This is a genomic window from Elusimicrobiota bacterium, from assembly GCA_016722575.1.
Taxonomy (GTDB): Bacteria; Elusimicrobiota; Elusimicrobia; order FEN-1173; family FEN-1173; genus JADKIY01.
Genome location: JADKIY010000002.1, coordinates 1,042,678 through 1,068,414 on the forward strand (window position 1 = coordinate 1,042,678; position 25,737 = coordinate 1,068,414).

Here is a 25,737-nt window from a genome sequence, read left to right on the forward strand (position 1 = left end):
GCTTCCGCGTCCTCAAATTAAGTTTAATAGAAGAAGACCGGCGGGGACCTTAAAGGATTGTAAATGAAATGTAAATACATGGTTTATTCCTTTGTTCTGTTCTTGGGCGGCGTGGCCTCCGCGGAGCCCTTGCACACCCAAGCGGAACTGGTGACCGTCGCCACGACGGCCGCCCCGGGCCAGGTGCTCTGGGTGGGGGTGCGATTGCGCACCTTGGACGGATGGCACGTCTTTTGGGACAACCCCGGGGAAGTGGGGCTGACGACCAAAGTGCAATGGCTTTCCCCGCCCGACGCCGCCACGGCCCCGATTCGGTGGCCTTGGCCCCTTCGCAAAATCACCGACGGTTGGGTCGCCCACACGCTCCCCGACGACGCGACGCTTTGGACGCCCCTTCGACTGGCCGACGCCGTGCCCATGGGCGCGGGGTGGACCGTGCGCGCCCGGGTGGAATGGTTGGAGTGCCGGGAGACCTGCCAGGCCGGCACCGCGGAAACCTCCCTCTTCGTGGTCACCGACCCCCGCGCGCCGGAAGCCCGGGCGCCGGTGCCGCCGGAGGAAAAGGCGGCGCCGTGCCAGGCGCGTCGGGTGGGGAAAAAGAATTGGGAGTTGGTTTTCGCCCCGGAGCGGGGCGGACAAAGCCATGTGCCGGTCGTTTTTTTCCCCCGATCCCTCGGGTGGGCGGCGGCCGCCCCCGCGGTCCCGCGGGTGTCCGGGGAGTTCCGGGTTCTTTCCATCGGCCGACCGCCCGGGGCCCTTCCGAAGCGACTCCAGGGCCTGCTCCTGGGGCCGGCGGGTTGGCGGGGACCGGGCCGGGCCCGGGGCGCCTGGGTGGACGTTCCCATCCCCGAAACCTACGATTAGCCAACTCTTTTCTTTTTAGGCCATTCCCGTCTAACCCCTGGGATAAAACTCCGGACGCCGCTCCGCAAACAGGTCGTTTCCCGAGGACAATCGCTTGTCGTCGGCCTCGGCCGGACAAACGTCGACCACCGCCGCGCCCTCCGCCGTCCCCAACCGCTGCAGCACCTCTCCCCGAGGGGACAGGATCTGGCTTTGGCCGATGAACCGAAGCGTCCCCGCCCCACAGGTCTCCTCGCCCACCCGATCCGCCGTGGCCGCGAACACGCGGTTTTCCAAACAACGGGTGATCATGGCCTGGGGACAATTCGGAAGGACCAAGTTGGCGGGGTGCAAAACGATTTGGGCGCCGGCCAGGGCCAGGGCGCGCATGGACTCGGGGAAGAACCAATCGAAACAAATCATCAGGCCGATCCGCCCGGGCGGGAGGGACCAAACGGGGAACGGGCCGTCCCCCGGGGAAAAAAGCCCTTTTTCCCGGCCGAACAAATGGATTTTCCGGTAAACGCCGACCAGCCCCGTCGGACCCCACAGGGCGGCCGCGTTAAAGACCCGCCCGCCGGCGGACTCGGCCAACCCGAAAACGGCCCACGCTTTTTTCTTCCGGCAGAAATCGCCCACCGCCCGGCCGGAGGGACCGTCGGCGGCGGGCTCGGCCAGAGCGGCGATTTCCTCTGGGCGGTCGAAATGATACCCGGTAAAGGCCAGCTCGGGGAGCACGTACACGTCGGCCGGGGCCTCCGCCATCCGCGCCAGGGCCCGGTCACGGTTCTCTTCCACGGCGCCCTTTCGAGGTTCCGTTTGAATCACCGCCAATCGCGTCCCACCGCTGTTCGCCACTGCCCCCCCCGGGGGGCCCCCCCGGGCCCCTTTGCCCCTTGATTATAGGTGAATCGGGGGCTAAGTATATATGGACCGCGGGCGGGAAAACCGGCGCGCGGGGAAGCGGGGACGACGTTGGAACGAAAGGAGGTCGGATGAATTCACGTCTTCATGGTCTCCTAAAAAAACAGTATGCCCGTTTCTTCAAGGACCGCCGGGGCCCGTTCCTCTGGCGGTTCCGATCCTTTTTGAAAGCCGTCAACGAAGCCTACCACCAGGACGAACAGGACCGAAAGATTCTCGAACATTCCCTGGACCTCCGGGGTCAGGAAATTGCCCGTCGAAACACCCATTTGCAGGCCATTTTCCAAACCTTCCCCGACCTCTTCTTGGTGATCAACGAGCAGGAAGAAATCGTGGAGTTCAGCGGGGCGTCCTTTGACGACACCGGCGAATCGGGGCGGTGGATCGGACGGCCCTTGGAGTCCTTCCCGAACCCCGACGTGGGTCGCCGATTTCGGGAATCCCTGCGCCAGGCCCGAGCCGCCCAGGGACCGACCACCTTGGAATACGCCCTGCTGGCCGGGGCCTCGCTCGGGTTTTACGAAGCCCGTCTTCGACCGATGGACGACGGACAAGCCATTATTTTGATTCGGGACATCACGGGCCGAAAGGCGGCCCTGGAGGCCCTGAAGGCCTCGGAAGAACGCTACGCCCTGGCCGCCCGGGCCGCCAACGACGGGCTCTGGGACTGGAACCTCCCCAACAACCGCATCTATTTTTCGCCGCGCTGGAAAGCGCTGTTGGGCTATTCCGACGCCGAGCTGGGCAACGCCCCCAGCGTGTGGATCGACCGGGTTCACCCGGACGATGTCGAGATGGTCAAACGGACCCTTTCCGAAACCGGCCAACCGGGCAAAGACGCCCTGGAAATCGAATACCGAATCCGCCACCGGGACAACACCTACCATTGGGCCTTGACCCGGGGGCTCGTCGTCCGGGACGACGCCGGGGCCGCGTACCGCCTGGTGGGGTCGCAAACCGACATCACCACCCGAAAATCCGCGGAGGAACAACTCCGCCACGAAGCCTTTCACGACAAAGTCACCGGCCTGGCCAACCGCGCCCTGTTCCTGGACCGCCTGACGAACACCCTGGACCGCGTCAAGCGCCAACCGGGGTATTTGTTCGCCGTTTTGTACGTCGACCTGGACCGTTTCAGCACCATCAACGAACGCGCGGGCCACGAAGCCGCCGACCGACTGTTGCAAGCCGTGGCCGCGCGCCTTCGGTCTTACGCCCGCGTCGGCGATACCGTGGCCCGCCTGGGCGACGATGAATTTGCCGTGCTCTTGGACGGCATCGCCAACGAGCGGTCCGCCGTGGTATTCGCCGATCGCATGCGGGAACTGATCGGCGCCCCCTGCGACATCGGCCCCGAGGTCGTCAACGTGGGGGCCAGCCTCGGCATCGCCCTCAACGGCCCCGACAGCGCCAACGCCGAAATGCTGCTCAACGAAGCCGAAAGCGCCATGCAACGCGCCAAGAAAAACGGAAAGAACCGCCACGAGATTTTCGATCGGGAGACCCACAGCCGACTGGTCTCTAAACTGAAAATCGAATCGGACCTGCGCCAGGCCGCCGAGCGCGGCGAATTGGAACTCTACTACCAGCCGATCTTTTCCTTAAAGGACACCGAAATCATCCGGGTCGAAGCGTTGATCCGATGGAACCATCCTCGCCGGGGGCAAATTTCGCCCGTGGAATTCATCCCCGTGGCGGAAGAAACCGGCCTCATTTTAAACATCGGCGATTGGGTCCTTCAGGAAGTCGCCGATCAGACGCGGCGCTGGCACGCCGAAGGCTACGCCCCCATCGCGATCGCGGTCAATTTCTCCCCCAAGCAGTTCCAACAGCAAAACCTTCTGACGACGGTGGGCACGATTCTCAGCCGGTGCAAACACACCGGGTTCCCCCTGGAGATCGAAATCACCGAAAGCGCCGCCATGCAGGACGTGGACGAAACCATCAAGATTTTGAACAACCTCCGGGAGATGGGCGTCCGCATCTCCATGGACGATTTCGGCGTGGGCTACTCTTCCCTGAGTTGCCTGCGCTTGTTCCCTTTGAACACGCTGAAAATCGACCGGGGGTTCGTCGAAGGCATTCCGGGTTTGAAAGACAACACCGCCATCACCAACGCCATCATCGGCATCGGCCACAGCCTGGGGCTTTCCCTCGTGGCCGAGGGCGTCGAAAACGAAGAACAGCTCAATTTCCTCAAATCCCAGGGCGTGGAGGAAGGCCAAGGGTTCCTTCTCGGAAAACCCATGCCCGCCCGGGACCTCGCCCCTCTCCTCCGCCGCAACGGCAAACCCGCCTAAATTTCCGCGTTTCCGTCGAACGCACCGAAACCCCTCCGACCTTGATTTTGCCCCCACCCGGGGATACCCTAACGGGGTGAGTCGAGGCTACGCTTACATCGTGCTCGGCGCCGGCAAACAAGGCATGGCCGCGGCCTTCGAATTGGCCCTTTTTGGACGGGCCTCCACGGTCACTTTGGCCGACGCGTCCCTCCCCCTGGCGCGCGCCGCGGTTCAACGCCTCCAGTCCCTCATCGGCAAGGAACTCCAACAAAACGGAACCGCCCTCCGTTCCCGGCGGGTGGACGGCCGCCGCGCCACCGACCTGGCCAAAGCCATCGACGGCCATCGGGGCGCCTTCAGCGCTTTGCCTTATTTTCTCAACCCCGCCGCCGCCCGGGCGGCCATCGCCTCCGGGGCCCATTACGTCGATTTGGGAGGGCACTTCGACACGACGCAGGAAATATTGAAGTTGGAGCGGAGCGCGCAAAAATCCGGGGTGACCGTCACGCCGGATTGCGGCGTGGCCCCCGGCTTGTGCAACGTGTTGGCCGCCCGGGGCATCGAACAGTTGGACCGGACCGACGAGGTGCGCATGTACTGCGGCGGTCTTCCCCAACATCCCCACCCGCCGCTGGGGTACAAATTGGTGTTCAGCATGGAGGGGGTCCTGGGCAATTATTTCGGGAAGTCCTACGAACTGCAGGAGGGCCGCGTGGTCCTGGTGCCCTCCTTTGAACGCCGGGAAGAATTGGATTTCGGACCGCCCCTGGGCCGCCTGGAAGGGGTGGTCACCGGCGGAGCGACGTCGACCTGCCCCTGGACCTACGAAGGGCGGGTGCAATCCTACAGCTACAAAACCCTGCGCTACCCCGGCCACTTTGAAAAAATCCAGGCCCTCAAGGATTTGGGCCTCCTGGACGCCGAGCCGGTGCGGGTGGACGGGCAATGGGTGTCGCCGCGGCGATTGTTCATCAAACTCGCGGAGGAACGATTGCGATTTCCGGGCGAAAGGGATCTGTTGGTGATGCGGGTGGCGGTGCGGGGAACCAAAGGCGGGGCTTCGACCGAAATCACCTACAACGTTTTGGAGTATGAGGATGTCAAAACGGGGTTCTCGGCCATGCAGCGAACCACGGGATTTCCCGCGGCCGTCGTCTTGGAAATGTTGGTGCAAGGCGAGGTGGCCAAACCCGGCGTCGTGCCCATTGAAAAATTGGTCCCGCCCAAAACCTATCTGGACGTCGTCCAGCGGCGGGGAATCAAAATCACCGAGAAGACGACCGCCCCGGGCGTTTAACCGCCCTCCAACTTTCCCCGACCCTCCCGCAAGGACTCAAACGCCCGGGCCACCGCGGCCCACACCCGATCGGGATCCTCCGACAGCACGGGGTCCAGCAGCGCCCCCCCGTCGTAACTCCAGGCCGTGATGTGCGTGGCCCCGGCGTCGGCCGCCGCACGGCACGCCGTCTCGATTTCACCCTCCGCGCCTTTGGGCAGCCGCATGGCCTGGATCCAGATCTGATTTCCCTTCTTGAGAGGCCCCGCCACGGCGGCGACGCGCTCCGTGTAGTGCCGGACGTGCCGGGCCGGGTCCTGCTTGGCGGGGCGCCAGCGCCAATAGGGATCGCACCCGAACACGTCCAAATCCGGCAGGGACCCCAGCGTGTTCCACAAGCGTTCGTATTCCGCGTAGCCTTCGAAGGCGTAAAGGCACAGGGCGTTCTTCATTCCTTTGCGCCGTGCATAGGCCATGAGCTCGCCCAGAAAACCCGCCAAGGAATCCCGGCGGAAGGCGAAGGCGTCCTCGTTGAGTTTGGGCGGCGGCGCGCCGCCGAAACGTTTACGGAACAGGGCGGCGCACCCCTCGCACACGCAGGCGTAAACCCCCTCCCATTCCAAATCCCAATGAAAATACACGTGGGGCTCGTCCCAGAAAACGACCTGGGCCCCCAGGTGGCTTGCGGCGATCACCCATTCTTTGACGAAATCCCGAAACGCCGGTCGGTTAATGCAGGCCGCGGGCACCCGGCGGCCGTCGGAAAGGACTTGCCAGGTCTCGGGGTGTTCCAGGAGAAATTTGGAATAACTCTCGCCCCCGAAGACCCCCCCCACCCCCCAGGGGTCGGCCCACACCTCCAGGCCCAAGCGCCGACTCGCCTCCACGATTCGGGCCAGGGCCGCCTTGTGAAAATACAAATCCGTTTCGCTGAACGTATGAACCACGTGGTCGGCCACCCGGGCAATGACCTCCAAATCGCGCCGCGCGTGACCCAGGAACCGATTGCCCAAGTAGGCCACGCCGGTGCGGGGGCGGGGGGGTTTACGATCCACGGCGACGGTCCCCGGGGTCGAAGGGCTCCTCCCGCAGCAGCGCCTCGGGCAGCCAATACTCGTTTTGCGGACGCCAGCCCACCTCGCGGGACAAATACCGGTAAAAGATCTCTTTCAAATCTCGGACGCGGGCGGTCCAGAGTCGGTTGCCCGACAAATCCCCTTGGGAGGCCGCGTCCTCTCGAAAATACTGGAATCGAACTCCGTCCGCGGCGGGGACGTACACCAACGTTTCGTCGGGCCACCGGAGCGCCCGGCGTTTGCCCACCAACACCCGGTCCACGTAAGCGGGGTCGAGCATCAACCGGCCGGGGGCGTCCCGGTCTTCCACCGTCAGCGCCTTCGCCGGCGGCAACGAAAAGGGCCCGCCCGTCAATCCATCGGTTTCGCTGTAGGCCACGGCGGCGTCGTCCACCGCGGGGGCGCCTTCGAACACGGGGACGCCCTCCATGGCTTGCGGAACCGGGAGCCGCAATTCGTCCAAGAGGGTCGGGGCCACGTCGTGGGCGCGCACAAACCCGGGGAGACGACGGGCGCCCGACCGGAGGTGCGGCTCCATCAGGGCGAAGGGCGCCGCGTCGAAAACGGGCCCGGCCAACGCGGCGGCCCGCTCCCGTTCCACCGGCGAGAGCGCGGCGCCGCGGGGCGACCAGACGGCCACCAGCGTGTTTTCCTCGAACCCGTCGGCCTTCAACGCGTCCGCCAGAAACCCCAGCGCGTTGTCCAGGGCGGCAAGGTTCGCGTCGTAAAGGGTTCGTTCATCAAACCGCCCCCCCGTGTCCGAGGCCCGAGAGGCGCCCCGGGCCCGGGACCGCCAGTACCGCCACGCGCGGGCGTTGACCGGCGCGGCTGTTTCCGTTAAAACAGACGCGTGCACCACGAGGAAAAAACGGGAGTCAAACCGGTGGGCGTGCAGCCAGTCCGCCGCTTCCCCGGCCAGGAGGTCGGGGTCCGCCAAAGGACCGGACCCCCGAAGCGGTGAAAACAGCGCGCGTCCCCCGCGGCCGGACAAATAGGGCAACAGGGGGAGCGACCCTTCCAGGGCGCGTCGGACCAAGACCGATCGCGCGTTGCGCACGGGCGCGCGCACCTCGTCGAAATCCTCCTCCAGGCGGCCGTACAAATCGCCCCCCGCGTCCGCGAGCGCCCCCGTGCGAAATTCGTTGGCGCGCAAGACGAGCGGAAGCGCTTCGGCCCCAAGGCGAGCGTCCCCCCCCGAGGCGAAGCGGTTCCGGACCCCATGCCGAAGGGGCGTTTGGCCGGTCAGGAACGTCATCAACGAACAGTCCGTTTCTGCGGCTGGAGGAACGCACCGCGCAAAACTTCGCCCCCGGGCCATCCATCGAACCAAACGGGGCGCCGGGCTTCCGCCGTCGGCCCGAAAAAGACGATCCGAACGAAGGCCGTCGAGAACCAACACGACGGCGTTGGGACCCGTGTTCGGGGTCAATTGCGCCACCCACACCGCGCGAAAACCGACGGCGGAAAGCGTCAAGAACGAACCGAGGACGGCGATGGCCAAGCGGGTCGGACGGTTGAACCCCCAAAACCACATTCCCACGCGGCGAACGACGTTGAGCGCCGCGGACAAAATGCCCAGAAAGGCCCCCGCCGTGAGCGGCCACCGCAGCCAGAGCGGTCGACCGTCGGCCAGAAGAAGGAAGGCGCCGCGGGCGATGAACCGACGCCCCTCGGCCAGATGAAGATAGAGGGCCGGGTGCCGCGCGGCGTCCCGCATCAGAACGGCCGTGTGAAAGAAAAAAACACCCAGGGCGGCAATGGCGATTTGCCGAGGGATCGTCCACCGGGCCCGCCGAAGGGGTTTCCACAGGTCCCCGATGAAATCCCAGGCGTTTCGAAACACCACCCCCCAGGTTAAACCGACGGCCAGATGAAGAAGCAACGCCACCCCTTGCCCCGCCCACGCCCACCCCGGAGCCGAGGACCGGGCCCAATGGAATATTTCCGCGTCGGCCGGGGACGGCATCGGTCCGCCGCCCCCCCCGAGACGGCCCCACAGCCACAACAAGCCAAAAAGGGCGGCACCCGTTTTGGCCTCCAGGGAGCCGACGGATTCCCGGGTGGAGTCCATGACGTCCCGGCCGCTGGAGCGGAGCCAACGGCGGACAAGGATCCATTGCCGCTGAAAAGGATTCTCGAAGACGGTCACGGAACGGCCACCGGGGAGGTCGAGGGCCGGGGCGCCTCGGCGGGAGGCGCAACGGCCGGGGAGGCCACCGCGGCCGCGGGCGCGGCGGCCGGAGCGGAGGGCGGCGCCAGGGGGGCGGAGCCGGACGCGGTGCCGGTGGAAGGAACCGCGACGGAGGGCGCAACGGCGGGGCGCGGAGAGACGGGAGCCGCGGGACCGGACGCCGTGCCCGTGGAGACAACCGGGACGACGGGGCCCCCCGCGCGGGCCGGAGCGGCGGGGCGCGGAGCGGTGGAAGCGGACACCGAAAGAGGATCGATGGGGCTCCCGGGAACGGGAACCGCCGAAACGGGCGGCGCGCCAAGGGGAACGGGCGCGGTCAAGGCGGGCGCGCGACCGCTCCCCACCACCCAGGAAGTCGGGAAGGGCGTCCACACCGGGGACTCCGCGAGCCGATCGGCCGCGGGTCGCCAGACTTTGGGATCGCGTTCGCGCCGCCCAAGATACGCCGTGGCTTCCGTCGCCGTGGCGGGGAGGGGCGCCCAACCGTCCATCCAAGGGAATTTAGTTCGGTCGTGCCAACCGTCGCCGGCGGACTCGAAGAGGGGCAGGTTCAACCGCGACACGCGCAGGCGCGACGCGGGGATATACCGTCCGTTCACGGTGAGATACATCATGTAGGAAGCGCCCGGCGGATCGGTTTCGAAAATCACGGCCCCCGAGGACGCCGGAACCGTGAAGGAAAATTCGGTCCGGCCGCGGGAAATCAGCGGGAGCGTGGCGTCTTCCGCCACCCGGAGGCCGTTCATGGAACAGGTGGCGGCGCCTTGGGCGCGGGCGCCGTCCGCTCCTTGGAAGGCGACCCGGATGTCCGTGGGATCGGGATCGATCTCGTCCATGGCCTGGCGAAGGCGCGCCAAGAGCGTGCGCCGGTGGACCGCCAGATTTTGCTGTTCCCCCGGATCGTTCCACAGATCAAAGACTTCCTCCCGGGGGTAATCGATCCAAAAACGGCGGGGGCGCCACCACCGCGGGGTCGGGCCACGGTGGCGGATGTATTTGTAGTGGCCGTCGATGAGAAGCCCTTTGGCCTCCCGGCCCCGAAACGCGATGTGCACCAGGGTGTCCTCCGTGGGCGACTCCCGGCGGAAATCCAAAGCACGTCCATCGACGCCCGCCACGGGGCCCAGGCCCGCCAACGCGGCCAGCGAAGGCCCGACGTCGACCAGTTGGCCGGGCTGGGCCAACAACCGCCCGGTGGGCAGGGACGGGTGCCGAACGCACCACACCCCGCGCACTTCGCTTTCCCGCAACCCCAACCCCGGTTCCGACCAATAGGCCCATCCGCGACGTCCGCGCCCGGGCCACCGCACCGGCCGGTCGCCGGCCGGACTTCCCCCCAAAGACAATACGCTCAACACCGGGCGGTCCGGGACCACGGCCAAAAAAGTGGACAGAAACCGCCCCAAGGCGTCGTCCACGTAGGATTGCACCGCCGCTTCCCGCCAACGGGCCCAGCGGCGGTGGGACCAGGGCAGACGCTTCAGGGACAACGCCCAAAATCGAACCGGGGGCCAGCGATGGCGGGGGACGCCCCGCAAAAAAACGACCAGCAAAAACGGTCCCCGCCCTTCGTAACGGCGCGTCCATTCCAGCGCCTCCGCCGAAGCGGTCAGGGCGGCGTAACCGTCGTTGGGGACGGTGTAAATTTCGTCGAAATCATTGCCCGGCGCGCCCGCCAAGTCCGCTTCGCCGAAGGCCCCCACGGCCACCGTGCGATAGCCGTTGTCGGCAAAAGCCCGCACCCAATTCGGCGCCGGGGCCGGGGAACGCGGGGCCACGGCCGGACTCCCGACCCGGGGCGTTTGAGCGGTCAAAAGCGCGGACCAGGCGCCGACCGGCTCCACGGCGTTCGTGTAAAAACGGCGAACGCCCACGCCTTCCAGAAAAAAGTCCCGCAAGCGGGGCGGGGTTTGCTCCGAGAAGCCTTCCAAACTGATGCCGTCCCCCCGGGCGTTCTCCAGAACGACCAAGGCCAGGGGGGCTCCGGCCGTGGGCGGTCGCCCCGCACGGCGAATCTCCGACCCCTCGGTCCGGGGGCCCCACACGCGGGGGTCCCCCCAAAACGCCGCGGACTCTCCCGCGTCGACGCCTTCCGCCATCCCCGGTTCGACGCGGAACCGAAGTCGAACCGATCGCCGGGACCAAGCCGATAAATTGACCCGGACCGGCCGCCAGCGTTCGTCGTGATGGGTGCTTTGGGCCAACACCCGGGAAAGGAATCCCGGAAGCCATCGGGCCAGCCGGTGGGCGGCCCGGTGGCGCCGGGGAATCAAAGCGTCGTGGAACACGGGCGTCGTGGCGCCCCGCTCGTCGATCACGTCCACGGAACACGACAAGCCGGCGCCCAGGGAGAGCAAGCCCAATTGGAACTCCAACCAACCGTCCACCGGAATCAAGGCCGGAAATTCATACTCGCCGCTCGGGGGCGACACCAGGGCCCGGCGACGAACCGCCCCGCCCCCCCCCGCCAGCGTGACGCGGGCGGCGGGAAGCCGGGCCTCCGCGTCCCACGCCAAACGCGCGGTCGGGTGTTCGGTCAACAGCGCCCGCAGGCCGTGAAACAGCTCCTCCGGGCCGCGCCCGGCGGCGCGAAAGGACCCCGTCCCCAAACGTTGGAGGAGCGGGTCCGATTGGAAATGCGGCGTCCGGGCGCGCTCCTCGTCCGACGGGAAGGAAACTTTGCGGTCGTCCACGAGCAGAACCTGGAGGAAGTAAATCAAGGCCAGCGCGGCCCCGGCCAGCAGGGCCACGACGGCGGCGGCGAGTCCCCGTCGAACGGGGGAAGGGGGCATGCGTTAGCGGAAGTTCTTGAATTGGACGGGCGGGCCGAAATCGCCGCCCCGCAGGAGGGCCATGGCGGCCTGCAGATCGTCCTTGGATTTGCCGGTGACCCGGAGTTGCTCGCCCTGGATGGAGGCGTTCACTTTCAATTTGGCGTCTTTGAGGACCCGAACCATTTCCTTGGCTTTTTCCGAGGGGATGCCCTGGGACACTTTGGCCACTTGGCGGACGGTCCCGCCTTCGGCGGGTTCGATTTTTTGAAAATCCAAGGCTTTCAGCGAAATGCCTTGCTTGATCATCCGGTTCTGCAAAATGTCGATGACGCCTTTGAGCTTGCCTTCGTTATCGGAAAGGATCGTGATCTTGTTCTCTTTTTTATCCAGATCGATGCGGCTCACGCTGCCTTTGAAATCAAACCGGGTCTGCAGTTCCCGATTGGCCGTGTTGACGGCGTTGTCGGCGTTCTGCAAATCCACTTCGCTGACGACATCGAACGAGAATTCCTGCGCCACGCACCCTCCCCCGCGCGGCCGCCCGTCAACGGGGGCCCGCGCTCGCGGTCACCGCAAAAACGCCGCGCCCAGCACCACGAGAAAAATTCCCAAACCTTTTCGAACGGTCAACGTTTCCCCGAGAAACAACACGCTCAAAACAAAAGCCACGACCGGCCACGCGCCCCCCACGGCGGCGACGCGTCCCACGTCGCCGACTTTCAGCGCCCGGTAAAAAAACAACTGGGCGATGACGCTGGCCAACGCCCCGCCGCCCATCAAGGTCAGCCGGGTCCGCCAATCCAACGCGAGGAACCCCGTCCCCACGTCGGGACGCAAGAACAAAAGGACGGCGCCGGCCACGCCGACGCCCAAGGAACGGGCCAACACCCCGGTTTGCGGATCGGCGCCCCGCAAACCGATCTTTTCAACGAAACCCGAGACGCCCCAAACAACGGCGGCCAGGACGGCCATTCCGAAAGCGCTCAGGCGACGGTTCCCCCACGGTCAATGATCACCGGGGTATTTTAGGAAATAAGGGGGCGGTCTTGGCGATCCCCGGCGAATGTGAAAAAATGGGCGGGATGAACGAACCGGTGGTGGTGCGGCTGGACAAAAGCGGACGGCGGGGCAAAGCCGTGACGCTCGTGGAGCGCCTCCCCCTCCATCCGGAGGGGAAAGTGGAAATCCTGAAGGACCTCCAACGGCGCTGCGGCGCCGGCGGAACGATGAAGGCCGGCGTTGTGGAAATTCAGGGCGATCACCGGGAGCGAATTGCCGCCCATCTCGAATCCTTGGGCCACCGGGTGCGGCGGGGTTAACCTGGAATTCTCAGTCGCCCGCGGGATTCGCCAAAAAATACGGGCGTTTTCCCTTCACAAAAAAGGTTGTCCGTATTCCCGCTACGGCCCGCACTTTTTTGTTCGTAAAACCCCCGCTTTTTTCGTCTCGAATCAGCGGCTCTGCCGCCCCCAGTGCCACGGGCTCCGCTCGTGGCCGTTCCTCGCGCTCAACTGAGAATTTCAGGTTAAAAAAGAACCCCGCTCCCCCCGGGAGGACAATCCTCCGAGAGGGAGCGGGATTCAAGACGACGGGAAGGGAGCGACGCCCCGCAAACCGTGTCCACGGGCTGCGACCCCTGCAACGGGGCCAATCCGCTTTTAACGGCGGACCATTTTCGCGCGGGAAACGTCTCCCTGCTTGTCGAGGAAGTACAGGAAGCCTTTTTCTTTCTTGATCCCCACCTTTGCGACCTTCTGGGGTTTGCCGCCTTTTTTTCCACCGCGAGCCATCTTCGCGCGGGAAACGTCCCCTTGCTTGTCGATGAAGTAAAGGAACCCCTCTTCGCGCTTAACGCCGGCTTTCGCCACTTTTTGTGCCATGTGTTTCACCTCCTTCGTCGAGAAATAATCGCTGCGTGACAAAACATTAGCAAATCCTCCGCGAATTGCAAGACGGTTTCCGTCGGAAACGGCGGAGTCGCCCGACGGGGCCGCGGGACGCCTCAGGCGGGACCGGGCTTGCCCTCGAACAGGCCCCGCTGGGGTTCCGGGGGCTGGGTGATGAGGCTTTCGCGCAACCACGCGTCGATCACGTCCTTGGAAAATCGGTATTGCCGTCCGATCCGGGCCGCCGGAATTTTCCGCGCGCGGATGAGACCGTAAATTTTGGATTTGCCAATTCCCAGGTAGCTGGCCAGTTCCCGGATGTCCATCACTTCCCGGGTGGTGCGCGGTTCCGTCGGCATCGGGGTTTTTATATAAAAAGCTCCGACGGAAGTCAAAGCTTTTCGTGGGCAGGCGGCTCGGCGAGGTAGTCCCGGAGGGCGTCGGGCCAGGGGCGCATCGGCGGAAACCCCAGAGCGGCGGCGCGCTCGCTGGCCAGGGCCGATTGGACGGGACGGGAAAATTTGGCGGGCCATTGGTCGGACCGGAGCGGGAGAACGTCGGCGCGCACCGCCGCGGCCCGAAGGATTTCGACGGCGAATTCAAACCAGGTGCAGGACCCTCCGTTGGAGACGTGGTAAACGCCGCCGGGAACCGCCCGCGTTACCAACGCCCAAGCGCGCTCGGCCAAATCGCGGGTGTAGGTGGGGGACATGCGCACGTCGTTGACGACCGTGAGCGGAGCGCCGGAACGCGCCCGGGCCAAAATAGACTCCACAAAATTTCCGCCCAGGCCCCGGGACCCGGCCCGGCCGAAGAGACTCGAGGACCGCACCACCCAAAAATCGGGGGACGCCGACAGAACGCCTTGTTCCCCTTCCCGTTTGGATTGGCCGTATTGGCTTAACGGCCGGGGGACGTCGCTTTCCACGTAGGGCGCGGTTTTCGTTCCGTCGAAAACGTAGTCGGTGCTGAAATGGAGGAGGCGGGCGCCGCGGGCCCCCGCCAAGGCGGCCAGAACCCGGGGGCCTTCGGCGTTGGCCCGAAAGGCCACGGCGGGATCGATTTCGCATTGATCGGTGAGATTGAAGGCGGCCGCGTTCAAGACGACGTCGGGCGCGTGGCGTTCCAGGAGGGGCCCCACGTCGCCGGCGTCGGCGATGTCGGCCTCGGCGCGGCCCGGGCACACCAGGTCGACGCCGGCGGGCCGGGTTTTTCGGAGGTCCGTCCCCAGCTGGCCCGCGCCGCCGAAGAGGAGAACTTTCACGCGCGGGTCAGCGTCCGGCGGGAACGGACGGCTTGAGCCACCCGCGGGTCGCCAGCGTTTCGGCGATTTGCACGGCGTTCAACGCCGCGCCTTTGCGCAAATTATCGCCCACCACCCAGAAGGCCAGGGCGTGGTCGCTGAACAGGTCGCGCCGGATGCGGCCGACCAGGGAATCGTCCTTGCCTTCGGCCAGGAGCGGCATGGGGCAGTTGACGCCCTCCAAGGGGGACGCTTCGTCCACCACGCGGACGCCGGGGGCCGCCGCGAACACCGCGCGGGCCGCTTCGGGCGTGATGGGTTTTTTGGTTTCGATCCACACCGACTCCCCGTGGCCCACGTAGGTCGGGACGCGCACGGTGGTGACGGCGACGCGGATGGAATCGTCGCCCAGGATCTTGTGCGTTTCCTTGACGACCTTCCATTCCTCGTTGGAGTAGCCTTCTTCCTCGATGGCCCAGTTGTTGGCCAGGACGTTGAAGGCGATGGGGTTGGGAAACCCGTTCAAATCCGACACGGTTTCGCCCTTCAAGGCCGCTTCGGTCTGCTTCCGCAGTCCCTCGACGCCCTTGGCGCCGGCGCCGGAGACGGCCTGGTACGTCGAAATCACGGCGCGGGTCACCCCGAACGCCTTGTGCAGGGGCCCCAGGCCCATCAGGATAATGGCCGTCGTGCAGTTGGGATTGGCGATGATGCCCTTGTGGTTTCGAAGGGCGTCGGCGTTGAGCTCCGGGATCACCAGAGGCACGTCGTCTTTCATGCGGAAATCCGACCCGTTGTCGATCACGACGGCGCCGCGTTTGACCGCTTCGGCGCCGAAGGTCAGGGCCGCGCCCTTCTCTCCCTCGGTGCCGGCAAAGAGGGCAATGTCGATCCCGTCAAAAGCCTCGGGGGTCGTTTCCCGCACGGCGTAGGAACGGCCGTCGATGTCCAGAGTTCGGGCGCTGCGGGCCAGCACGCGGAGTTCCTCCAGGGGAAATTTCCGCTGGTTTAAAATTCGAATCATTTGAACGCCGACGGCGCCGGCGCCCACCACCGCCACACGATATTTTTTCACGATCGATCACCTCGCGCAAACAAAAAAGGCGCGCCCCGCGGGGCCGCCTTTTGGGATTATAACAAATTTCTCCCCGACGTCACGCTTGCAGGTCGACGGAACCCCGCCCCAAAAGATTTTCGAGCTCGTGGACGAACCCGTCGGTGGGGGCCACCTTGTGCTCGGTCGCCAGGCGGTAGGTGCCGTGGGTGGGCGTCGAAAGTTCGAAGCACAGGCGGCAGGCGCCGGGATGGGCCGCGGCGGCCCGCTGGATTTTGGCCACGCGGTCCTCGGCCAGGCCGGCGGTGGAAAGACGGACGACCACGCGCTTGACGAAGCGCGCCCGGGCGTCCCGGAGCGGCACCGCCTCCTCCACCAGAATGTTTTTTTCGTCCATGCGGGTTTCCACCCGGCCTTTGACCACGATCATCTCGTGGGCCACCAGCGCCCGGGCCAGGTCCGCCGTGTAGGTTTTGGGGAAGACCACGCATTCCACCTCGCCCTCCAGGTCCTCGAGCTTGAACCGGCTCATGGCGTGGCCGGACTTGGTGACGGTCTTTTTGGTGTTGACGATCATGCCCGCCACCCGGACGATGCCGCTTTCGGGCAACTTTCCCAGGGTGTGGGTGGTGTAGCTGGCGAGCTCCCGCCGGTAGCGCGCCAGGGGATGGCCCGACAGGTAAAAACCGAGGACTTCCTTTTCGTTGGCCAACAGTTCGTGCTCCGACCATTCCGCCGGGGCCGTTCCGTTTTGGGCCCGGGGCGGCCCCTTGGACACGCCCACCAAATCAAACAGGGCGCCCTGGCCCACGGACGTCTCCTCCCGGGCGCTCGTGGCGCGGCCGAGGGTGTCGCCCACGTCGCCGTGGATTTGGGACCGCCAGCGGCACAATTCCAGCAGGCGAACTTCGTCGGACTCCTCCCCCAGGACCGGGCGGAACCCGTCAAAGGCGCCGGCCTTGACCAGGGATTCCAGGACTTTGCGGTTGACCTGGCGGGTGTCCACGCGGCCGCAGAGATCGTCCAGGGAAACGAAAGGCCCTTTGGTCCGCCGGGCCTCGAGCAGGGACGCCACCGCGCCGTCCCCCACGTTCTTCACCGCCAGCAATCCGAAGCGGATCGCCGGATTCTCTTTTTCCGTGGGCGGCGTTTCGATGGAAAACACGTCGACGGATTTCTGAACGTCCGGCTGGAGGATTTCGATGCCCATTTCCTGGGATTCCCCCATGTACGTCACCAGCTTGGACTCCACTTCCTTGGACCCCAAATTGGAATGGCCGATTTCCGACGTCAAGACCGCGGCCATGAACTCCGTCGGGTAATTGGCCTTGAGGAAGGCGGTTTGGTAGCTCACCAGGCCGTAGGCCGAGGCGTGGCTTTTGTTGAAGCCGTACCCGCCGAACTGGACCACCAGGTCGAAGACTTTTTCGGCGATTTTTTTCTCGACGTTGTTGTCTTTGCATCCCTTCAGAAAGGTGTCCCGCTGCTGATCCAGAATTTCCTGGATTTTCTTTCCCATGGCTTTTCGGAGCAGGTCGGCTTGGCCCGGGGTGTACCCGGCCAGGACCTGGGCGATCTGCATGACTTGCTCCTGTACACGATGATGCCGTAGGTGTCTTTCAGGAGGGGCTCCAAAAGCGGGTGGTCGAAAACGACTTTGGACCGGGCGTGTTTGCGCGACACGAACTCGTCCAACATGCCGGAGCCCATGGGGCCGGGGCGGTAAAGGGAAATGAGCGCCACCACGTCGGACAACGTCGTGGGTTTGAGTTTCCGCAGCAAATCGCGCATGCCCCCGCTTTCCAACTGGAACACCCCGGCGGTGCGGGCCTGGGCCAGCAATTTAAAAGTGGCGGCGTCGTCCAAGGGAATGTGCTCGATGTCGAATTCCGGGGCGTGGCGTTCCCGGACCAGCTTGATGGCGTCCCGGATCACGGTCAATGTCCGGAGCCCCAAAAAGTCCACTTTGAGAAGGCCGAGCTTCAACACGGATTCGTCGTTGTACTGGGTGGTCACCACGTCCCGGGACCCTTTGGCCAGGGGCACGTGCTCGGTGAGCGCCCCCGCCGCGATGATGGTGCCCGCCGCGTGAACGCCCGTGTGCCGCTTCAGGCCTTCCAGCCGCTGGGCCAGGTCCAGCAATTTCTTGACGTTGGGATCGGTTTTGTAAAGGTTCTGCAGATCGGGCACCTGTTGGAGGGCCGAATGGATGGTGATGCCCAACTCCCGGGGGATCAGCCGCGTGACTTTGTCCACTTCCGGGAGCGGCATGTCCAACACCCGCCCCACGTCCCGCACCACGAGGCGCGCCAGCATGGACCCGAACGTGATGATCTGGGCCACGCAGGCCTCGCCGTATTTCTGGCGGACGTACTCGATGACCTGTTCGCGGCCGTCGTCGGAGAAATCGATGTCCAAGTCGGGCATGGACCGCCGCTCGGGGTTCAAGAAGCGCTCGAAAAGCAGGCCGTTTTGAATGGGGTCGATGTTCGTGATGTTGAGCGCGAAGGCGGTGAGGGCGCCGGCGCCCGACCCGCGGCCCGGCCCCACGGGGATCCCCTGGCGGCGCGCGTAATGAATGAAGTCCCAGACGATCAGGAAGTAGGTGGAGAACCCCATTTTGCGGATGATCGACAACTCGTAATCCAGCCGGGTCTTATAATCGGGCTTGATGTGCCCGAACCGTTTTTTGAGACCCTCGAGGCACAGCTTCTCGAGATAGCCCTCCGGCGACTCCCCCACGGGCACGTCGTAGCGCGGCAACAGGATCTGATTAAAGGTGAGGGACAGCCGGCAGCGTTCGGCGATGGACAGGGTGTTTCGAAGGGCCTGGGGCACCTCCTTGAAGGTTTCCATCATCTCCTGGGGCGCTTTGTAATAGAACTCGGGGGCGTTGTACTTCAGGCGATTGGGGTCGTTCAAGGTTTTCCCGGTGCCGATGCACAAAAGCACGTCGTGGGCGAAATGGTCGTCCTTGCGGAAGTAATGGCAATCGTTGGTGGCCACCAGGGGGGCGTCGAATTTTTTCGCCAATTCCACCAGGCGCGGAAACACCTTCCGCTGGTCCGGCAGACCGTGGTCCATGAGCTCCACAAAAACGTTTTCCTTCCCGAAAATGGACCGGTAATCGTCCAGGGCCTTGGCCGCCTTGTCCGGCTGTTCCCGCAGGAGGGCCGAGGAGACTTCGCCTTTCAGACACCCCGTCAGGGCCACGAGCCCTTCCGAATGTTTCGCCAGGATTTCCCGGTCCATCCGGGGCTTGTAGTAATAGCCTTCCAGAAAGGACTGGGAGGTCAGCTTCATCAAGTTTTTGTAGCCGGCGAGGTTGGTCGAAAGAAGGGTGATGTGGTGGGCGGACTCCGAGGGGCTGCCCTTGCGGTCCAGTCGGGACTCGGGCGCCAGGTACGCCTCGATGCCGATGATGGGGTTGATGCCCACCTCGGTGCAGACTTGGTAAAACTCAATGGCCCCGAAGAGGTTCCCGTGGTCGGTGATGGCCAGCGCCGGGAACTTGGACGCGGCCATGGTTTTGATGAATTCGGAGGGATTTCCTTTTTCGTCAGTGAGGCGGGTGGCCCCGTCCAACAGGCTGTACTCCGTGTGGTTGTGGAGGTGGACGAACTCGGCGGTGGTCATGGGTTTTAACGGAAGAGCGCATTATACCCGTTTGCCGCCGGGTTGTCGCGAACCGACGACGAAGGTTCAGTCGAGGGGGGCCCGGAGGTCGACCAGCCGGCGGCGCAAAACCGCCGCCGCGTCCGGCCGGTCGCCGGAAAGCGCCAAGGCCCGCCGGTAGACCCGGCGGGCCGCGGGCGCGTCCCCCGCCAAGGTCAACGCCTCGCCCTCGGCCAGGAGGGGCAAAGGGTTGGCCGGGTCCAGGTCGCCGGCCCGGCGGAATTGCCGGAGCGCCGGAGCATGGAGCGCCCGGCGGAGGTACCAAAGTCCCAGCTTAAATTGGCTTTCCGGATCCCTCGTGACGTCGAAAACGAAGGAGCTGTACCCCGGTTGAGCGAAGGGCTTTCGGTTCCGAAGCCACGCGAAGGGGTCCCCGTCGACGCCCCAGCCGTGAAGTTTGCTCGCCGCGACCACCAGCCATTCCTTCGTCGGGGCCGTCGAATTGACGTGCCGGTAATACAGCCAGGGCGGGGTGTTGTCGTCCGAGGTCACGTCCTGGTGGGGTCCGAAATAGTGATCGCGGTCCGCAAGGCCCGCCGTGGCCAGCAGCAATTCCGGTTTCCCCTCCCGCTCCCAGAGGGCGCGGATCGCCGGAAAATCCTGGCCCCAATCCAAATTGCAATCCACCAGCCAAAGGTGCCCGTTCCGAGCCCCCCCCCACCAACGGGCTGAAATACGCGAGATAATGGGGTGCCACACCAACGGATTCGATGGCCAAGCCCCCGACCAGAAGCAGCGCGGCCGGCGTTTTCCACCGACCAAACAGCGCCGGAACCCCTCCCATGGCCAAACAGAGGAATGGGAAAATGGGAAGAACGTAACGCAGGCCGTTCTGTTTGGAGGAGAGCGAAAAAATCACGACGTAAAGAAGGACCGGCGCGACCACAAAAACCAGCCGCCGGTCCCGCCGGCAAAAAGACAGGACGGCGGCCAGCCCGAAAGCGAGCGGCGTTTTTAGAAAAAACGCCAGGGGGTAGAAATACCGGTATCCCGTTTCGAGGATCTGGCCGTGCAAATAATTTCGCCAACCCTTCTGAAATCCCATTCCCACGCCGAATTTCAAGAGTTCGAAAAACCGCGGAAGAAAACGAACTTGATAAACGGCCACCACCACCAAGGCCGCGACCCCGGCGGACAGGAGAACGGCCCCGACGAGGCGTCGCGGGTCCCGGGGCCGCGGCGAAGGGCCCCACCAAAGGCACGCCGGAAAGGCCCCCAGAGCGAGAACCCCCGGCGCTTTGGTGGCCAGGGCGGCGCCCACGGCCGCGCCCGCCAGGATCAGAGGGCGGCGGCGGCCCGTCTCCACGAACAACGACAGGAAAAAGAACGCCGCGAAAAAAAAGGCCGTCAGCCCCATGTCCATGGTGGCGAGGCCCCCGTGGGCCAACAGATTGGGCTCAAACACAAACATGGCCAAGGCGAAGAGCCCCCCCGCGGGACCATACCAGCGAACGCTCCAGATCCAGATTAGGGCTCCCAGCGCCAGGGCCATCAGCAACGAAGGCAAACGCCCCCAAAAAAGGATTTTTTCCGGCGAGACCGAGTTGCGATAAAGGTATTCAAATCCGCAGGCGTAAAAGCGATCCTGCTCGACGAACCCGGGTCGGCAGAGGAACTGGGCCCCGGCCCCCTCGAGCGACAACCCCACGAGGTATTTCATCAGCGGCGGGTAGTTGGTGGTCTCCAATTGAATTCGGCCCGTTCGGACGTAGGAAGCACCCGACGCCAGCACCGCGGGCTCGTCGTAAGTCGACGAAGAAGCCCGCATCATCGCGAGGATTTGGATCGCGAGCACCGCTCCCAGGACCGCCGCGGCGAAAAGGGGGCCGACCCCCCCGCTCCAACGGATCAGTCGATTCGCTGGGCCACGAGGGTCCACGACATCCCTTGGGTGTGCGTCACGTGTTTGACGGTCAAAGGAAGATCCGACAGAAGAGCGACCGCTTCTTCCCGGGACCAATAGCGGGCGATGGACGGCAGCAATTGATCGAAAACGATCGACTCCGTGTGCCGAAAGGAGAACGTTCGCAAGAGTTCAAAATAAGGACGCCGCCAAGGCCAAATCAAGAGGGCCCGCAGGAGGACCGTCAACCCCTTGGCCAAGGCGAGGGTGAACCTCACCGGAAGGAAGCGGGTGAGGGCGCGAAGGGGCGTTAAGAGGAGAAGGAGCGCTTCATTGCCCTCCCGCCCGTACACCCACACAATCAAGGTGCCCCCCGGCTTGAGCGCGGCGACCAATCGTCGAAGAACGCGCCGAGGATCCGCCAAATGGTGGAGAACCCCCAGACAAAAAACGACGTCAAACGTTTTTTCGAAAGAAAGGTCGTACAGCGACGCCAATTCGACCCGGGCGCGGGGGAACGGCTCTAAATTTCGTTGAGCGGCGGCCACCGTCCGCGGATCAAAATCCACCGCGACCCCGGACGCCGCGCCGGCCTCGAGGGCCCAAAGAGCGTTCCGGCCCATGCCACAGCCGGCGTCCAAAAAGGTCCGACCCGCAAAGAATTCCAGCGGGACGGGCTGGATCCATTTTTTGAATTGCTCGCGATGCGCCGGGAAGATTTCCGTGTAACGGCTCCACTCTTCGCCGAACTGACGGGCGATGCCGCCCGGATCGCTTTTGAATTTGTTGTTTTCCAACGGTTTCACCTTTGCCTTTCAGGGATTCCCGATCGGCCTCGGACCCGCGGCGATTCCACGACGGTCCCCCCGGGGGGCGTTGACCGCGACGGCGTACAACTGAGCTCCCCGTTGATTGGAATTGAACCCAAAGAGACCGCGGAGGACCGCGCACACGGCTTTCTGGGGCAACGAATAAGTCCCTTGGCCGAAAAACCCCAAAGCGGCCGCGGGGAAAAGATTGGCCAAACGTTTGGACCAATCGTGGAAGGGGAATCCCGCGTTCCACACGCGCTCCGGCCGCCAACCGCTGGACGCCAGCAAATCCCGCATTTCCTCCGCGGTGAAATGACGGCGGTGGCCCACGCGCCGCTCCGTGGCGCGCACCGGCCCACTTTGGGTGGTAACGATCAGCCGCGCGGCGGGGGAGGCCAAAGACCGGGCGTGTTCGAGAAGCCGACGAGGCGATTCAACGTGTTCGATGACCTCGCAAGCCACGACGGCGTCAAATTTCCCGCGCCAGGGGGCCGGCACGGGGACCTCGCCGTCCAAATCGAAGGCCAGCCAATCAATGGTGGAATCGTTCCGGCGATTTTCAGCGATCCGGGCCGCGGCCAGGTCCACCCCGGCGCGGGCCGCCCCCGGAAAACGCCGGCCGATGTCCCGCAAGAGCGTCCCGTCGCCGCACCCCAAATCGACCACCGTCAACGGGGCCGATTCCCCAAGGGCCGCCAACACCTGGCGCGCGCGGGCGCGGGGCGCGGCCATCCAACGCCAATAATCCCGGCGCCCTGGATGGTCGGCGTCGTAGTAAACGCGGTTGATTTTAACAATGTCGGGGACGGGGGGCTCGGAAGTCACAGGATCGATGGGAAGTTTACCACATTGAATTGCCCCCTCCCACCCGGCCCGCCCCCCATTCCAACGCCCGCAAACAACGAACCCGGTGCTATAATGAGCCCTCAATCGACCTATGAATCCGCGCCTCAGCGTTGTCGTGCCACTGCTTAACGAATCCGAAAACCTTCCGGGGCTTTTTGAAAGCCTCCACCGGGGGTTGACCGGGTTGTCCGCCGAAATCCTTTTCATCGACGACGGCTCCCGGGACGGCAGCGCCGCCTTGATCGAACAATGCCAAAAAACGGACCCGCGGGTACGACTGATCTCCTTCGCGCGCAACTTTGGCCAAACCGCCGCTCTCTCCGCCGGAATCGAAAAGGCCCGGGGCGAGGTGATCGTCACGCTGGACGCCGACGGGCAAAACGACCCGGCCGACATCCCGGCGCTGTTGGCCGTTCTGGACCAAGGGGCCGACGTCGCGTGCGGCTGGCGCCGGACCCGGCACGACCCGTGGCTCTCCCGCCGACTGCCCTCCGCCATCGCGAACCGGATTATTTCCTGGGTGACGGGCGTCGCGCTTCACGATTACGGCTGCACGCTGAAGGCCTTCCGCCGGTCCGCGGTCGAGGGCTTGCGCCTCTACGGGGAAATGCACCGCTTGATTCCCGTGTGGTGCGCCTGGCGGGGAGCGGTGATCCGCGAAATCGAAGTGCGCCACCACCCCCGTGCGCACGGCCGATCCCATTACGGCATCGGACGGACCTTCAAAGTCCTCCTGGACCTCCTGACCGCCAAATTCTTTTTCAGTTTCCTGACCAGCCCCAGCCACCCGCTCGGCGGTTTGGGCCTGGTGTTTTTGTTTCTCGGTTTCCTGGCGGGCCTCTTCCCCATTCTGGACAAATTCGTTTTCAATCATTGGGCGGTGTACCGTATCCCCTTCATGATTTTGTCCGTGTTCCTCGGCCTCCTGGGCATGCAATTCCTGGCCCTGGGCGTGCTCGCGGAAATTCTGGTGCGCATTTACTACGAGAACAAAGGGGAAAAGCCCTACCGCGTCAAACGCGTCGTCCCCGACGACGCCGGCCCCCGCTAGCCCCCATGTGCGGCATCGTCGGTAAAGTCGCCTGGTCGGGGGCCGTGGACATTGCCACCCTCGAACGAATGAACGACCGCCTCGCTCCACGGGGCCCGGACGAAAAGGGCCTCTGGGTCAGCGGCCCCATCGGATTGGCCATGCGTCGCCTCAAAGTCATTGATTTGGTCGGCGGCCAACAACCCATGTCCAACGCCCACTGTCCGGCGTCGGAAAAGGCCGGCCGCTTTCGACTGGTTTTTAACGGCGAAATCTACAACCACCGCGCCCTTCGCGGGGAATTGATCCGCCGGGGCCACCGCTTCGCCTCCACCTCGGACACCGAAGTGCTCTTGCACCTCTTCGAAGAGGAAGGGGACCGGGGGTGGGAACGACTCCGGGGCATGTTCGCCATCGGGTTGTTCGACGAACGGCGCAATGTTTTGCGCCTCGTGCGGGACCGCGTGGGCATCAAACCTCTTTACTTCGCCCGCACGCCCGCGGGGTTTTCCTTCGCCTCGGAAATCAAAGCCCTGCTCGCCGACCCCGACACCCCGCGGGAGTTGGACGCGGCCGCCCTGAACGCCTATTTCTCTCTGGGGTACGTTCCCACGCCGGTGTCCCCCTTCGAGCACGTGCAAAAACTTCCCCCGGGCCGGATTCTCACGCTGGAATTAAAAACGGGCGCGGTGAATCAATCGCCCTATTACGAATTTTTTCCCCGGCCGCCCCAACCACGGCCCCTCGCGGACACCCTCGAAACCCTGGACCAATTGCTGTCGGACACCGTGCGCGAACACCTGGTGTCGGACGTGCCCCTCGGGTTGTTTCTCTCCGGAGGCTTGGACTCGGCCACCATCGCCCACTACGCCCGGGCCGCGGGGAAGACGCTCGACAGCTACACCATTTTTTTCGGCGACGCCTCCTTTTCCGAACGGCGCGAGGCGGCGGAAACGGCCAAACGGCTGGACCTGCGCCACCACGAGGAGGAGATGCGTCCCTCGGCCGACGTCCTGACCCGCCTGGGGGAAATCCTGGACGAACCCCTGGCCGATCCGTCGGTCCTTCCCACTTATTACCTGTGCCGCCTGGCCCGCCGGGGCGTCACCGTGACCCTCTCGGGAGACGGGGGCGACGAATTGTTCGCGGGCTACCCCACCTATTTGGCGGACCGCTACGCGGCCTGGTTCCGCCGTTTGCCCGCCGCGGCCCAACGCTGGGCGGTCAAAATCGCCGACGCCGCCCCCACGTCCTTTAAACGGATCCCCTGGGACTATCGATTAAAAGCCTTCGTGCGCTCCGCGTCCCGCCCCCAGCCCGACGCCCACTTCGGCTGGCTCGAGGCGTTCCAGCGGGAGGAGAAGGAACGGCTCTTTACGCCCGACTTTTGGGCCACGGTCCAGCGCCACGACCCGGAACAAAGCTTCCGGGAGGCCTTTGAGGACGGACGCCACCGCCCCTTTTTGGAACGCCTCCTTTACCTGGACCAACGAACTCGCCTGCTGGATCAATATTTGGTGAAGGTGGACCGGCTCAGCATGGCCAACTCCCTGGAAGTGCGTGTGCCGCTCCTGGACAACGCCCTGGTCGAATTCGCCTCCACGGTGCCCGCCAACCACAAAATCCGCGGCTGGACCACCAAATATCTTTTCCGCCGATTGATGAAAGACCGCCTGCCCGCCTCGGTCCTGACCGGCCAAAAGAAAGGTTTTTCCCCGCCCCTGGCCCAATGGCTGGCGGGGCCCCTCAAAGCCTGGGCCGAAGAACTGCTTTCACCGGAATCGCTGGAGCGCACGGGAATCCTCCGTCCCGAATTCCCCCGGGCGCTTTTGGAAGAACACGCCGCCCACCGACGGGACAACCACCGTCGGCTCTGGGTCCTTCTGAGTTTTGTCCAATGGCACCGGGCCTACGGCTCCCCCGCCGCCTGAAAGTTTACACCTCATTTACAATAAATTAGGGGAACCTTTTTCCCCCGGGGG

At 64.6% G+C, this 25,737-nt stretch carries 22 protein-coding genes; 6 read left to right on the forward strand and 16 right to left on the reverse strand.

Translation table 11 applies throughout. The features are described from left to right. Positions 1–63: 63 nt before the first annotated feature. The gene (locus tag IPP68_08445) at positions 64–864 is read left to right on the forward strand and encodes a hypothetical protein (GenBank protein ID MBL0350390.1); all 801 of its coding nucleotides are present in this window, start codon (positions 64–66) and stop codon (positions 862–864) included. A gap of 30 nt (positions 865–894) precedes the next feature. Here IPP68_08445 and IPP68_08450 read toward each other — a convergent pair whose 3' ends face one another. Next, the gene (locus IPP68_08450) at positions 895–1,641 is read right to left on the reverse strand and encodes an acyltransferase (protein ID MBL0350391.1); all 747 of its coding nucleotides are present in this window, start codon (positions 1,639–1,641) and stop codon (positions 895–897) included. Positions 1,642–1,838: 197 nt separating this feature from the next. Here IPP68_08450 and IPP68_08455 point away from each other — a divergent pair, with 197 nt between their 5' ends. Then, the gene (locus IPP68_08455) at positions 1,839–4,067 is read left to right on the forward strand and encodes an EAL domain-containing protein (GenBank protein MBL0350392.1); all 2,229 of its coding nucleotides are present in this window, start codon (positions 1,839–1,841) and stop codon (positions 4,065–4,067) included. A 76-nt stretch (positions 4,068–4,143) separates the two neighbouring features. Next, entirely contained in the window at positions 4,144–5,346 is a 1,203-nt protein-coding gene (locus IPP68_08460; GenBank protein MBL0350393.1) for a saccharopine dehydrogenase NADP-binding domain-containing protein, read from the forward strand. Here IPP68_08460 and IPP68_08465 read toward each other — a convergent pair. From IPP68_08465 to IPP68_08485, 5 genes are read right to left on the reverse strand one after another with little or no spacing between them, the layout of a single operon-like run. Then, positions 5,343–6,380: a hypothetical protein gene (locus IPP68_08465; GenBank protein MBL0350394.1), complete on the reverse strand. Its 1,038-nt coding sequence runs from the start codon at positions 6,378–6,380 to the stop codon at positions 5,343–5,345. The genes IPP68_08460 and IPP68_08465 overlap by 4 nt on opposite strands. Then, positions 6,370–8,550 carry a sulfatase-like hydrolase/transferase gene (locus IPP68_08470; protein ID MBL0350395.1) on the reverse strand — a complete coding sequence of 727 codons (2,181 nt, stop codon included), beginning with the start codon at positions 8,548–8,550 and terminating at the stop codon, positions 6,370–6,372. Before IPP68_08470 ends, IPP68_08465 begins: the two co-directional genes overlap by 11 nt. Next, the gene (locus IPP68_08475) at positions 8,547–11,384 is read right to left on the reverse strand and encodes a hypothetical protein (protein MBL0350396.1); all 2,838 of its coding nucleotides are present in this window, start codon (positions 11,382–11,384) and stop codon (positions 8,547–8,549) included. Before IPP68_08475 ends, IPP68_08470 begins: the two co-directional genes overlap by 4 nt. A 3-nt stretch (positions 11,385–11,387) precedes the next feature. Beyond that, positions 11,388–11,885, reverse strand: coding sequence for a YajQ family cyclic di-GMP-binding protein (locus IPP68_08480; GenBank protein ID MBL0350397.1), 498 nt, complete (start codon positions 11,883–11,885; stop codon positions 11,388–11,390). A 48-nt stretch (positions 11,886–11,933) separates the two neighbouring features. Then, on the reverse strand, positions 11,934–12,338 hold the full coding sequence (locus IPP68_08485) for an EamA family transporter (protein MBL0350398.1): 405 nt from the start codon (positions 12,336–12,338) through the stop codon (positions 11,934–11,936). A 110-nt stretch (positions 12,339–12,448) separates the two neighbouring features. On the opposite strand from IPP68_08485, the gene IPP68_08490 reads away from it, so the two are divergent. Continuing rightward, positions 12,449–12,685, forward strand: coding sequence for a translation initiation factor (locus IPP68_08490; GenBank protein MBL0350399.1), 237 nt, complete (start codon positions 12,449–12,451; stop codon positions 12,683–12,685). 339 nt (positions 12,686–13,024) lie between these two features. On the opposite strand, the gene IPP68_08495 is transcribed toward IPP68_08490, so the two are convergent. The 10 genes from IPP68_08495 to IPP68_08540 form a co-directional block, all read right to left on the reverse strand. Beyond that, positions 13,025–13,246 carry a hypothetical protein gene (locus tag IPP68_08495; protein ID MBL0350400.1) on the reverse strand — a complete coding sequence of 74 codons (222 nt, stop codon included), beginning with the start codon at positions 13,244–13,246 and terminating at the stop codon, positions 13,025–13,027. A 122-nt stretch (positions 13,247–13,368) separates the two neighbouring features. Then, the gene (locus tag IPP68_08500) at positions 13,369–13,611 is read right to left on the reverse strand and encodes a helix-turn-helix domain-containing protein (GenBank protein ID MBL0350401.1); all 243 of its coding nucleotides are present in this window, start codon (positions 13,609–13,611) and stop codon (positions 13,369–13,371) included. A gap of 32 nt (positions 13,612–13,643) precedes the next feature. Beyond that, positions 13,644–14,516 carry a dTDP-4-dehydrorhamnose reductase gene (gene rfbD / locus IPP68_08505; GenBank protein ID MBL0350402.1) on the reverse strand — a complete coding sequence of 291 codons (873 nt, stop codon included), beginning with the start codon at positions 14,514–14,516 and terminating at the stop codon, positions 13,644–13,646. Between the two features lie 7 nt (positions 14,517–14,523). After that, entirely contained in the window at positions 14,524–15,570 is a 1,047-nt protein-coding gene (locus IPP68_08510; GenBank protein MBL0350403.1) for an aspartate-semialdehyde dehydrogenase, read from the reverse strand. A gap of 79 nt (positions 15,571–15,649) precedes the next feature. Beyond that, on the reverse strand, positions 15,650–17,131 hold the full coding sequence (locus tag IPP68_08515) for a hypothetical protein (protein ID MBL0350404.1): 1,482 nt from the start codon (positions 17,129–17,131) through the stop codon (positions 15,650–15,652). Continuing rightward, positions 17,017–19,185: a DNA polymerase III subunit alpha gene (dnaE, locus tag IPP68_08520; GenBank protein MBL0350405.1), complete on the reverse strand. Its 2,169-nt coding sequence runs from the start codon at positions 19,183–19,185 to the stop codon at positions 17,017–17,019. The genes IPP68_08515 and dnaE overlap by 115 nt, the downstream gene beginning before the upstream one ends. Before the next feature lie 66 nt (positions 19,186–19,251). Further along, positions 19,252–19,410: a hypothetical protein gene (locus IPP68_08525; protein ID MBL0350406.1), complete on the reverse strand. Its 159-nt coding sequence runs from the start codon at positions 19,408–19,410 to the stop codon at positions 19,252–19,254. A gap of 88 nt (positions 19,411–19,498) precedes the next feature. Further along, complete coding sequence (locus tag IPP68_08530; GenBank protein ID MBL0350407.1) at positions 19,499–21,103, reverse strand: glycosyltransferase family 39 protein; 1,605 nt, start codon at positions 21,101–21,103, stop codon at positions 19,499–19,501. Continuing rightward, complete coding sequence (locus IPP68_08535) at positions 21,073–21,873, reverse strand: class I SAM-dependent methyltransferase (GenBank protein MBL0350408.1); 801 nt, start codon at positions 21,871–21,873, stop codon at positions 21,073–21,075. Before IPP68_08535 ends, IPP68_08530 begins: the two co-directional genes overlap by 31 nt. A 9-nt stretch (positions 21,874–21,882) precedes the next feature. Continuing rightward, entirely contained in the window at positions 21,883–22,704 is an 822-nt protein-coding gene (locus tag IPP68_08540; protein MBL0350409.1) for a class I SAM-dependent methyltransferase, read from the reverse strand. 112 nt (positions 22,705–22,816) lie between these two features. Here IPP68_08540 and IPP68_08545 point away from each other — a divergent pair, with 112 nt between their 5' ends. Continuing rightward, a complete protein-coding gene (locus IPP68_08545) occupies positions 22,817–23,776 on the forward strand; it encodes a glycosyltransferase family 2 protein (protein MBL0350410.1) in 960 nt (319 codons plus the stop codon). 5 nt (positions 23,777–23,781) lie between these two features. After that, the gene (gene asnB / locus IPP68_08550; protein ID MBL0350411.1) at positions 23,782–25,686 is read left to right on the forward strand and encodes an asparagine synthase (glutamine-hydrolyzing); all 1,905 of its coding nucleotides are present in this window, start codon (positions 23,782–23,784) and stop codon (positions 25,684–25,686) included. The last annotated feature ends 51 nt before the right edge of the window (positions 25,687–25,737 follow it).